General features: G+C 62.1%; 12 protein-coding genes. 3 read left to right on the forward strand and 9 right to left on the reverse strand.

What is annotated here, in order from left to right; genetic code table 11:
• Window positions 1-245: 245 nt before the first annotated feature.
• Entirely contained in the window at window positions 246-812 is a 567-nt protein-coding gene (locus QRO91_RS11860; RefSeq protein ID WP_049430975.1) for a TetR/AcrR family transcriptional regulator, read from the reverse strand.
• Between the two features lie 170 nt (window positions 813-982).
• Here QRO91_RS11860 and QRO91_RS11865 point away from each other — a divergent pair, with 170 nt between their 5' ends.
• On the forward strand, window positions 983-1,813 hold the full coding sequence (locus tag QRO91_RS11865; protein WP_197632263.1) for a universal stress protein: 831 nt from the start codon (window positions 983-985) through the stop codon (window positions 1,811-1,813).
• Here QRO91_RS11865 and QRO91_RS11870 read toward each other — a convergent pair.
• From QRO91_RS11870 to QRO91_RS11890, 5 genes are all read right to left on the reverse strand, one after another.
• Window positions 1,761-2,654, reverse strand: coding sequence for a helix-turn-helix domain-containing protein (locus QRO91_RS11870; protein WP_049430979.1), 894 nt, complete (start codon window positions 2,652-2,654; stop codon window positions 1,761-1,763). The genes QRO91_RS11865 and QRO91_RS11870 overlap by 53 nt on opposite strands.
• Window positions 2,655-2,771: 117 nt before the next feature.
• Window positions 2,772-3,236 (reverse strand): GNAT family N-acetyltransferase, encoded by a 465-nt coding sequence (locus tag QRO91_RS11875; protein ID WP_049430982.1) that lies wholly within the window; start codon window positions 3,234-3,236, stop codon window positions 2,772-2,774.
• Between the two features lie 120 nt (window positions 3,237-3,356).
• A complete protein-coding gene (locus tag QRO91_RS11880; RefSeq protein ID WP_308306790.1) occupies window positions 3,357-3,824 on the reverse strand; it encodes a GFA family protein in 468 nt (155 codons plus the stop codon).
• A gap of 280 nt (window positions 3,825-4,104) precedes the next feature.
• On the reverse strand, window positions 4,105-4,557 hold the full coding sequence (locus QRO91_RS11885; protein ID WP_049430985.1) for a hypothetical protein: 453 nt from the start codon (window positions 4,555-4,557) through the stop codon (window positions 4,105-4,107).
• A gap of 591 nt (window positions 4,558-5,148) precedes the next feature.
• Window positions 5,149-5,571 (reverse strand): hypothetical protein, encoded by a 423-nt coding sequence (locus tag QRO91_RS11890; RefSeq protein WP_065428086.1) that lies wholly within the window; start codon window positions 5,569-5,571, stop codon window positions 5,149-5,151.
• A gap of 858 nt (window positions 5,572-6,429) precedes the next feature.
• Between QRO91_RS11890 and QRO91_RS11895 the strand changes: the two genes are divergently transcribed.
• Window positions 6,430-7,395 carry a hypothetical protein gene (locus QRO91_RS11895; protein ID WP_143568313.1) on the forward strand — a complete coding sequence of 322 codons (966 nt, stop codon included), beginning with the start codon at window positions 6,430-6,432 and terminating at the stop codon, window positions 7,393-7,395.
• A 333-nt stretch (window positions 7,396-7,728) separates the two neighbouring features.
• Here QRO91_RS11895 and QRO91_RS11900 read toward each other — a convergent pair whose 3' ends face one another.
• Complete coding sequence (locus tag QRO91_RS11900; protein WP_180849171.1) at window positions 7,729-8,157, reverse strand: hypothetical protein; 429 nt, start codon at window positions 8,155-8,157, stop codon at window positions 7,729-7,731.
• 607 nt (window positions 8,158-8,764) lie between these two features.
• Here QRO91_RS11900 and QRO91_RS11905 point away from each other — a divergent pair.
• Window positions 8,765-9,415, forward strand: coding sequence for a hypothetical protein (locus QRO91_RS11905; RefSeq protein WP_146257112.1), 651 nt, complete (start codon window positions 8,765-8,767; stop codon window positions 9,413-9,415).
• 5 nt (window positions 9,416-9,420) lie between these two features.
• Here QRO91_RS11905 and QRO91_RS11910 read toward each other — a convergent pair whose 3' ends face one another.
• On the reverse strand, window positions 9,421-9,954 hold the full coding sequence (locus QRO91_RS11910; RefSeq protein WP_053091941.1) for a hypothetical protein: 534 nt from the start codon (window positions 9,952-9,954) through the stop codon (window positions 9,421-9,423).
• A gap of 57 nt (window positions 9,955-10,011) precedes the next feature.
• Window positions 10,012-10,373 (reverse strand): phage major capsid protein (locus QRO91_RS11915; RefSeq protein ID WP_285310406.1); only part of this gene is annotated, 362 nt, incomplete at its 5' end.

Below are 10,373 nucleotides of genomic sequence, written 5' to 3' on the forward strand. Positions count from 1 at the left end.
CACCCGGATGGTTGGGCACACATATCTGTGACCAAGTTAACACATTTCGCACAAATGTGTGACCTTCATCACATTAATATTTGCCAACTCTGGCGCCAATCGCCTGGCCACAGTTGTAGCAACACGGCCCCGGCGGCCCGTGCACGATTCCGGCAGCTGCAGCGCCCTTTCCGGCAAGTTGCCATGCGAATTCGGCGCACAGTGGGGCCAGCGACAAGGTGGCGCGCGCTGCGCGCCATCGGGAATCAGCCCTTCATCGCCCCATGCCGGAACGAGGCCAACAGCGTGGATGCGGCCATTGCCGGGGCCAGACGGCCGCGCGCAAGCGACCAGGTGATGCCGTAGAAGCAGGTCCAGTAGAAGTCGGCCAACCACACCGCGGTGAACTCGACATTGAACTCACCCGCTCGCTGGCCGCGCAGGAAAAACGCCTCGAAACGTTCACCGATCGGGGCCCAGCGCTCCGGCAGCAGATGCAGGTCACCCTGGCGCTGCTGCTCTTCCATCATCCGCGCGAACACCAGCGTCACCAGCTCCCAGTCGGCCAGCAGTGCCGCCGTGACCTGCTCCAGCACCTGCTGCGCATCCACGTTGCCATCGAACGAGCTTGCCGCTGCTTCCAGGCGTTCGAATCCCGCCGCGAACAAGGCCTCGTCAATCGCCTCCCGCGTTGGCGCGAACCGGTACAGGGTCGCGCGACTGATGCCTGCCCCGCGCGCCAGTTCGCTGAGCGTGCAACGAGGATGGCTGACCAGGGTGGCAGCAAGGGCGTGGTGCAGGTCGCGGCGTGTGCGGGCAGCGGCAGGTCGCATGGAGGGGCCTGGATGCGGGGTCCGGTCACGCTAGCATGAATCATCAATTAATAAACTGAATCACATTTGATTCACTCGAATCACGGATGCGCTACAACAGACCTGCGTCCGGTGCACCCGGGTCGGCGCACGGCAGGGAACGCGTCACAGGCATCGAAGGAGACAACGCCATGCTGCATCCGCTACGCGACATCGCCGTTCTGTTCGACGCCAGCGATACCGGGGACCGCGTACTGAACATTGCCGCGCACCTGGCGCAGGCGCAGCAGGCGCATCTGGTCGCGGTATCAACCGCCCAGCATCCCACCGACATCGCCAACGGTTTCGCGCGTGGCGCGGGCATCGCCGCCGCACTCGACCATGAAGCCCGCGCTGACGCCGCCTGCACCGCGCAGTTGATGCAGAACCTGCGCGACGCCGCCGAACCGCTGCAGATCAGCACCGAACTGCGCATCGTCTCGGACTATCTGGGCGGCGCCGATCTGGCCCTGCAATCGCTGTATTGCGACCTGATCGTCGCCGGCTATCCGCATACGCCCGGTGCCCCCTCCGGTTGGCATCCACTGGGGACACTGCGCCAGACCGGCGTGCCGATGCTGCTGGTGCCGCCGCACTGGAAGGGCGAGCAGGTCGGCCGGCGTATCGTGGTGGCCTGGAATGCCAGCAAACAGGCCCGCCGTGCCGTGGCAGATGCCCTGCCTCTGCTGGCCCGGGCGCAGGCCGTACACCTGCTGATGGTCGACACGCCCAAGGCTGAAGCCGCGCCCGGGGCCGAAATGGCCCAGCATCTGGCGCGGCACGGCGTCGAGGTCGAAATCCAGGCGATCAGCTCCAGCCAGGGCGGCGTTGCCGCCACCATCCGCCAGCATGTGCTCGATGCCGAAGCCGATCTACTGGTGTTGGGGCCGTACAGCCGCAGCCGCGTGGTCGAACGCGTGCTCGGCGGCGTCACCGAGGATCTGCTGGCCGAAGTTCCGGCGCCGCTGTTCGTATCGCACTAGCGCCACCCTGGCCGGCGCGGCGGTAGCCGGTCAGCGACTGGCCGGTATGCCGCCGGAAGTAGCGGCACAGGTAGGACGCATCCTCGAAGCACAGGCGTTCGGCGATGCGTCCGATCGACAGTTCGCTGTAGCTCAGCAGTGCCTTGATCTCCAGCACCACCTGGCGGTCGATCAACGCCTTCGGCGTTTCATCGAAGCATTCCCGGGTCAACTGCGAGAGATAGAACGGGGTAATGCACAGCGCCTCGGCGTAGGACTGCACGTCACGCTGGCGCATGCTGCGCCGGCCGACCAGCTCCCAGAAGTTCCAGGCCAGGCGCTCGCGCCGGCCAACCTGCGGCGCGGCCTCGTAGCGTGCCGGGAGCAGCGTGGCGAACTTCAGGAAAAAGGTCTGCAGCAGATTGCGCAGCATCACGTGCCGATGGCGGCCACCGTTGTGCTGGGCATCCATCAACTGCTGAAGCCAACCCTGCAGCAGCGGCACCTCCAGCGGTGACGGTACGCAATGGGGATGCTCGTGCAGGAACTTGAACAATGCATTGGGCAGCACATAGGCGACCTCCGAGGCCAACGCCTTCGGCATCAGGCAGACCACCGCCAGGAAACCGCGCGAACGCTGCCGCAGCAGCGCCAGCGTATCCTCGGCCAGCACCAGCACGTCGTGCCGCTGCACCGCCACCTCGCGGAAGTTCAGTGCGAAACGCGCACGCCCGGACACGCACACCAGCACCGCCAGATACGTATGCCCGAACGACAGTGGAACACCCAAGCCTTCAGCCAACGTGCTGACCTCCAGGCGCATGGATTCGTCCTGTTCCAGAAGCTGGGGGATTCGATCCATGGGCCGATCCGGCTGGATTCCGGGGCCCAGCATATCGGGCCCGATGCCAGACTTGTGAAAAGTACCGAAATGATCAAGATGCCGCCCCCACCCGCAGTAGCCGACGCTGGGGGTGGATCAGCCCCCGCTGCGCTGCATGAACAGCAGCTCCGGCGTTGAAGCGTCTTCCACCGGCTGGAAGCCGAGATCACGGTAGAGGGCCACCGCCGCGACGTTGTCACGATAGACACGCAGGGTCAGGCGCTGCACCCCCGGCGACCGGAGGGCCTCGGCACCCAACAACTGCATCAGCACCCGCCCCAGGCCGCGCCCACGCGCCTGCGGCGAGACAATGATGCGGCCCAGGTGGGCAGTGCCGGGCGCGGTCCACCAGTACTGGCCGAACCCCATGCACGCACCCTCCCCGTCCAACAGCACCCAACCCGGGCGCTCGGCCAGTTCAAGAGCCTGTGCGAATGCCTCAGGCAGCAGAGGAAACGCAACGCCCGGGCCAGCCCAGCGTTGCGTCGCTGCAACCGAATCGAGCCAGCCAGCGATACGCGGGTAATGCCGAGGTTGAACCGGTTGCAACTGTGCGGGCATATGGAAGCCTGTGTGGTCTGGTCCACTGATTGTGAGCGGCCCGCCCGGCGCCGTCACGCTGCGCGGCAGCCATTGAATGTTGTCCTGCGACAATGCCCTTGCACCATCACAGTCGCAGCTTCAGCCCTGCAGGTAGGCAGGGCCGTCCCAGCCATCAAGGTACCTCGGCAACTCATCGCGAACCTCAACTACGCGTTGCCGGTAGTAGAGATGCATTGTGGGCGCCATGGCAACGTCCAGCCATCCGCCGCCAGCGCGGGCGAGCATGGCGTTGGGAACGACACGCATGCACAGACGGTTCGTGCCGAACACAACCTCGCCGCACGTAGCACAGAAGGTCTTCTTCAGCTGCTTGTGGGGATGGCTGAAGCTTCGCGCATCGAAGGAGGCCATCTGAACCGACGAAGCCTCCCATGCCGTCGCGGAGAACACGGTGACACCGTAGAAGTCCCTGCACGATGAACAGTGGCAGTTGGCGCGTGCGACCGGCTCTCCACCCAGCTCAATGGCGACGTTCCCGCACAGGCACGCTACTCGTATCGACATGATGACCCGAAAGAGAGGGGCACGCGCGGATTCTACTGCCATATCTGGAACACATGCCGACTGCCCCAGCAGAAAATTCAATCGGCCTCACCCACAGACGCAAAGTGTCGTCCATCGACTTCAGGGTCTTCGGGCGCCTCCTCCCGATACCCTTTCCCTTCAGGGCCAGCAGGGTATCCAGCATGTCGTACCGCACGACGATGGTGTTGATGGCGCGCTCGCCGATGTTGCCCACCTTCTTCACCCGGAGCAAAGTGACGGCAGCGAACTTAACGCGGGGTGTAAAAGAGAAGGGCCCATCGGAGAGCGGGCCCTTCCTTGTTCATTTGCCGGTTGTTGACGACTGGATGGGCTTCGGGGTGGTCAGATCGTAGGCAAAGCATGCAGCCTGCATTTCCGTAAGCGCCTTCCGTCGATCGTGCGACGCCTCTCTGCGATCCGTGATCACTGGGAGCTTCAGACGAATCACGTCAGCGACAGCTCTACGATCAGCAATTGCCGCGGATCCCCCGAACCCAGAGTCCTCCAGCGCCTTTCCCGCCATACCAGAGGCGCCCCCCAATGCACTTAGTCCCGCTATTGCACCGGCGTGCTTGGCAGCGTTCGCCGCCGTAAGTGCAGGTGCGATGACCGTGCCCGCGACCAGCCCGATGCCGTACACCCAGAGGGACGCCTTTCGCTGATCAACGGATTTGTTCTCCATCCCGAGGATGAGCTTCTTGCATTCCGCCAGTACCGCTGGCAACGCCTCCTCAACGTCCGAGGCGTCATCCACCTCCTCTCCAGGCTCATACCATCCGTCGCGGGGAAGCCTCGTCGGAGGCTTGACTCCGCTGGGATCAGGCGCCTGGGCCTGACCGTCAACGGGGGGCGGCGGAGGTGGAGGTGGAGGTGGAGGTGGTGCTACGGCGGCCCGGGAAGGATGGCCAACGAAAGAGACGTTGTAGGGTGCAGTGGCCCCCCCCTTGGTTGAACAACCAACGCAAAGCACAGCCGCAACCAGAACAGCGGTCATCGCCTTCATGTTGCCCCCTGTCGGCGGCGTCATGCCACCGCTGGGGCCTTTACTACCACAGGATTGCGGTTTTCACGGGACCGACAATCCGACGCTGCCTGCATTTTGCCGGGGCCCAGTTTGGCGGACACCGGTTGCATGGCCTGCGGCCGCGTGAATCCAGCCTCCACCTGGGCCAGGTACCCAGCCCGGACGCACTGCGCCAGTAGTAGTGCTGGTCGACACGGGGTACACCGGGTTCGTCGAAGATGGCCTCTATCCGTCATTCCGTCTGATTGACGATTCGATCATCGGCGGCCGAGTCCGCCTCACCCAGCACCTGCATGGCGTTGCATGACCTGCCGCGCTTGGTTATTGCTCGCGGGTCAGGCGAAGGTTCCCATCGGACGGCAGCAGGATTCGATAGACCTGCCTTTCGCCCGCGTTGATGGTCAGGTTCTGAGACGTTGAAATGTTCGGGCAGGCGCCGCCGCCTGTGTCGAGCTTCACGAAGTAGGAGCCTGGTGATACATACAGAGTGGCGGCTTCGGACTGGCGAATGTCCATCACCTTCTCATTGTTGAGAGAGATGGCATGCGTGCAGGCAGATCCATGGAAACCCTTGTCCCGCATGATGTAGATCTGCGCACTACGGTCCGGCGACGGCGCCAAGCGTTCGGCCTTGTAGATACGATCAGGAGGCACCGGCCTGGCGGTTTCCTCCGTGACGGGGACCGTGGAACAGCCGATTAACGTGGCCATTGCGGCCGCAGCACCAAGCATTCCTTTCCGCATGATCCCCTCCGTTATTGTTGGCTGATTCTACTGCGCGTCCGCACTTGCGCAATTCCGAACGGATCGGCAGAAAGATTACCTTACGGCATTGCGATTCAATTGCCGCGCGGCAATCCAACTCCAGCCGCCCACCAAGCCTCCCGGCAGAGGTGGGCAGCCAAAGTGTTGAGAGCGATCCAGACGAAGATGGCCGGGGGTGCACGAGGTCGGCAAGTAGCGCGAGGCGCCGCTGGGCCGGTATGTGCGCTGGGCACTTCGCTGTCTATCCGATCCGCTTGTCGCCGTGCACAAGAACACGGTATGGCCATCACCGGAGTGCAGTTGCGACAGGTGCAGATCCTGGCCGGGCATGCCGACTACGCCACTACTGGAAGTGCTACGAGCACCTCTCCCCCTGAGGGCGATGACGGTGCGGTGGCGAAGCCAACCTATTGATTCGCCATTACCACCACTGTGACCAAATGGCGCCTTTTGATGGCCCGATATGGCCTGTGGCGATATAGCGGCTTTCGCAAGTTGTTGATTCTGGCGACCCCGGCCCGATTCGAACGGTCGACCTTCCCCTTGGGAGGGGATTTCGTCGCCCGCTCAATCAGCAACTTACGAAGTGCCTGGGACCAGCGTGGGTCCATTGCCACTCGATCACACGACGCTGGTGATTACTGCCCCATCAGGGAACCCAAGAGGCAGGGCTGGCAAATGTCCACCTTTCCCAACAACCCATGCTACGTGACCAAAGAGTTCTCCCGCCAAAATCGGCAAAAGCTCGCGCTTGGTTGAAGAGTATAAGTGAAGCGCCAGCACGTTCACGCTGCGCTTACATTGCACGCCAATCTACAACTCCAGGAAGGAACTGAAATGCGTTTGAAGGCTGCAAAGGTCATTCTCGGAATATCGCTTTTCACAAGTGCCCTCTCCGCACACGCAATCGACTCAATAACCTGTGATGACTGCACTTTGACAAAGCGTCAGATGCAGTCAAAGGCAGGAGGAGACGGAGACTACTACTTCTGGGATTTCAAGAATCGACGCCTGTACCACATGAACGTATCCGGTAGTGGCGGCCCGCTTTATCGCGCAGCTGCCGCTCCAGGCGGAACAAAAGTAAAGGAAATCATGCTGACTGCGGACGAACAAGCAATGTTCAATGCGGGCATGCAGCTCTACGACGCGAATGGCCGGTCTGAGACGGTTAGAGTCCAAGCGCCTGTATATGACAGCCGCGCTGCGCTCAACTCATTCGGTGGCGCGATCGCCGCAGCGCCCACCCAGGCTATACCACTCGCCGATCCACCTCAGACCTACCCGATGAATGCAATGGATGCGGTGACGACACCGGCTTGGCGTGAGGCGGCTATTGCGAAAACACTATCCTACGACAATCTCGGGCCTTTGCGGTTTGTGGGAGAGACCCTTCGTGTTCTCGTTTCAGGCTTCTCTCAAGCCGTCAACATCACAAAGCTGCCGAGCCCCTTCAGCATCGTAACCACTATTCCCTTCCCTGACGGCTCTTACATTCTCGTGCAATACACCTATCAAGATCACGGGTACAGATACATCCGTGGATCCGGGCGAGACGCAGCAGGCAATGTGATTCCTGACGGGCAGAAGGATATTGCGAGCCCCGATCAAGCTTCCCAAACGTACATTTATCCGACGGGCCCACTTGCGGCAGGCCCGGGTGGTGAGATGATAAGACACCTCGACAACCTGGGTGTCCGTTGGATCGGCGCAAACTCTCCACCGGTATATGTTGGTTTCCGAATCGGCTGTTCCTACACTCCCTCAGGTGCACAATGCCAAGTGAACTCCCTAACCCCATAGAACGTGGATCAGAGCGACTGATCCACGGAAACGGCATTCTTATCCGGGCATTTTTGATCCTGACGATGAGCTCTGCAGTATGGATGCTGGCCGGACTGTCGATCGGAAGGGGTGCCAAGGGCGCTCTTGTCTGGCCGTACATCATTCCATCCCTCGTCTTCATCGCGCTCATCGTTTCCTATAGAGCGAGGGTGCGGAATGCCGAATGGTTCACCAATAAGCCACGGACGCTGTTCCTGCTTACTCTGTCTTGGATTGCCTGCGCAGTTGGGCTTGTTCTTTCAGTAGCACCCTTCTGATGACTGAGCCCTGCCGTCGTGATGGCGGTGGGGCTCACATTTCCTCATGAGGGCTGCGCCCTACAGCACCAGTGCTCTCTCGCCTGAATCGACAGGTCACCCTCGCACGCGCCTCCAGCCGATACTCGATGGAACCGTCGGCGCGTTCCACCTTGAACGCATAGGCGTCCGGCACATTGGGGTCGCCCGCAGCGCGAAGGGCAACCTGGCCCGGGTCGGTCAGGTCCTCGGCCACCTCCACCTGAGGGTCACCGGCGTTAGTGATGCCCTTGCCCTTCAGCGCCACCAGGGTGTCCAGCGTGTCGTACTGGACGATGTTGGTGCTGATGCCGCGCTCACCGATGCTGCCGACCTTCTTCACCTGCGCGAAGGTCAGGGCCTTGAACTCGGTCTCGGGCAGATCGGTGTGCAGGTTGTTCTCCAGGTACCGCTGGATGATAGTCTTGTCGCTGTGCTCGCACATCTTGCGGGTGGCGAGCAGGTTGAACTTCGACCAGGCAGCAGCAGCGTGTTGGCGATCAACGCCGTGTTCGTGCCGTTGAACACGTTGAGCAGTGCCTGATTGAGCATACCCACGATCAGCTCGGAGTCGGTAAAAACTGTCCAGCTGCCAGTCGGGGCAGCAGTCGGAATCACGCCAGCGGCATTGAACAGGCCGGTGAAGCCCTTACGGCAGGGTAAGGTGAATCATCGTGCGGCCTCCTTCAGCTGCAGCCGGGAAAGGGTGACGTTCAGGGCGGCCAGCTCGTCCATCTTCATGACGAGCCACATGCGGCGTTGCTCGTGGATGCCGTTGAAACTGCCCAGGTGGCAGCCCTTGCACAGGCCACGGTGGTGTAGTGCTGCCCCTACTTGATGTGGTGGGCGTCGCTCGGTCCTGGTCGGCTACAGACACTGCATGGCAGCAGCTTTACTGCTTCCACGTGCCGCTCCTCTGCAGGAGTGAACGCCTTCTAGTTCTTCGAGCGCATCAGCAGCCCTCCCAGATCGGCAGGGGAGTGCGTATCCTCCCGCCATGGATAGGGGGAAATATCGACATGGGCTCGAGGAATCGGATCAACTGGATCACGGTGCTGCTGTACGTCGCGCTGATCACGGCGGGCTTCGGTGCAGCTCTTGGGCTGCTGTCCCTGACCGGACAGATATCGCTTGGCAAAGACGCGCCCGCGTGGGTTCAGGCCATTGGTAGCATCGTGGCCATCCTTATCGCTGTTGCAGTTCCTTCGGCTCAGCACTATCTGACTGAGAGAAAACAAGAGCGCGAGATGGCCGATAAGGCGCGCAGCCTGGGGCTGATGCTGCTGCCACACATCCAAGAGTTTGCCGAAAGAAACAATGCTGTGTGGACCGACGAGGATCCGGACGAACACGCGCAGTCTCTCGGTGAAGATGCCTGCGTGATCGGTCCGCTCGCTGAGAGTGCACTGAACATTCCACCAGCTATCACCGCAGTGATTTCGCGAATTCATGAACTTGGCCCTGCAGCCGAAGGCCTCCAGCGCGCGATCTACAACGTCACACGCGCTCGCGAGCTGATGATCGTCACCGGCGCCACCGTCGAGCACCTTCAAAGCGGCCCTCTGTATAAATCTCGAATGGCCACCTACAGCAAGAGCAAGTTCTATGGCCTGCTCTGGGACACGCTGGCGGCTCTGACCACTTCGCAGAATCGCATCGAGGCGTTTTTCTTCCGCCCTTCCGCGCTTAATCCCTCTGATTGATTCTTTCACGCCACTCTCCTGTTCTGCCCGGCCATTTTCCAGAACTCGGCGCGCACGTCGTCGAGCATCACATGGGTGTAGCGGCGGCCGATGTACTCGGTCAGACCGTCGAACAGCTCCTGGAACCGGGCCTGTTCCATCTCGCCGAATGACAGGCTCTCTGCGCGCTTGACCGGGATGGTGCGGATTTCCGGCAGCGCGCCGGCCGGCACCTTGCGGGCGCCTGCACCCAGAGGCGCCTCGCAGGCGTCCAGCACCGCGGCGATCACTGGGGTGGCGTCCATTTCCACGATCTCGCAGCAGACGTCAGCGTCCAGCTGCAGACGCTTCACCGCATCGTGCGCGCCCAGCTGCTCCCCGCCTTCGACGATGTCGACCATCAGGTGTCCGATCTTGTGGATGAGGCGGTGCTGCGATTCCTCGCGCGGCTGCTTCAGCTCGCCGCGGGTCTCCCGGCCCACGCGGAACTTGCGATCGCGTAGCAGGCGCTGGTCGACGGCATTGGCCGCCTGCGCGGAGGTGTTCTTCTGCTTTGCCATGATGGTCTCCGAGGGACGCCCGCGCTGGGGCGTCCCTCCGTTCGTGGGCCGAGGCAGTTAAGCCGCAGCGCCGTGCTTGAAGGTCTTCACCGCGCCGCCCACGTCAACCAGGTTGCCGCCAGAGCGCATCCAGGCCATGAAGCCCACCTGGCCCTTCTTCACATAGGCCGAGTCGTTGAAGCGGAACAGGGTCACTGCCATCACGTCGCGGATCTCGTAGTAGCTGAAGTCGCCGAACGCGATCGAGGTGGCGCCTGCGGCCGGGGCGGGGCGTGCTGGTTGATCTGGATATCGCGGTTCAGCAGACGATCCGGCGCACCGCCCGGATTGTCCTGCTCGTAACCCGGCACGAAGATCGGCCGGCCCGTCGAAGTCGCCGGCAAGCCGAGCGTTCGCGTTATAGGCGGCCAGCCGTGACC

The organism is Stenotrophomonas maltophilia group sp. Smal32 (assembly GCF_030237085.1).
GTDB classification, from domain to species: Bacteria; Pseudomonadota; Gammaproteobacteria; order Xanthomonadales; family Xanthomonadaceae; genus Stenotrophomonas; species Stenotrophomonas maltophilia_Q.

What these genes read in the sequence shown, in the direction of transcription:
- QRO91_RS11860 (WP_049430975.1), bottom strand. Translation starts at nt 812, where the DNA reads ATGCGACCTGCCGCTGCCCGCACACGCCGCGACCTGCACCACGCCCTT.
- QRO91_RS11910 (WP_053091941.1), bottom strand. Translation starts at nt 9,954, where the DNA reads ATGGCAAAGCAGAAGAACACCTCCGCGCAGGCGGCCAATGCCGTCGAC.
- QRO91_RS11880 (WP_308306790.1), bottom strand. Translation starts at nt 3,824, where the DNA reads ATGGCAGTAGAATCCGCGCGTGCCCCTCTCTTTCGGGTCATCATGTCG.
- QRO91_RS11900 (WP_180849171.1), bottom strand. Translation starts at nt 8,157, where the DNA reads ATGTGCGAGCACAGCGACAAGACTATCATCCAGCGGTACCTGGAGAAC.
- QRO91_RS11870 (WP_049430979.1), bottom strand. Translation starts at nt 2,654, where the DNA reads ATGGATCGAATCCCCCAGCTTCTGGAACAGGACGAATCCATGCGCCTG.
- QRO91_RS11875 (WP_049430982.1), bottom strand. Translation starts at nt 3,236, where the DNA reads ATGCCCGCACAGTTGCAACCGGTTCAACCTCGGCATTACCCGCGTATC.
- QRO91_RS11895 (WP_143568313.1), top strand. Translation starts at nt 6,430, where the DNA reads ATGCGTTTGAAGGCTGCAAAGGTCATTCTCGGAATATCGCTTTTCACA.
- QRO91_RS11865 (WP_197632263.1), top strand. Translation starts at nt 983, where the DNA reads ATGCTGCATCCGCTACGCGACATCGCCGTTCTGTTCGACGCCAGCGAT.
- QRO91_RS11890 (WP_065428086.1), bottom strand. Translation starts at nt 5,571, where the DNA reads ATGCGGAAAGGAATGCTTGGTGCTGCGGCCGCAATGGCCACGTTAATC.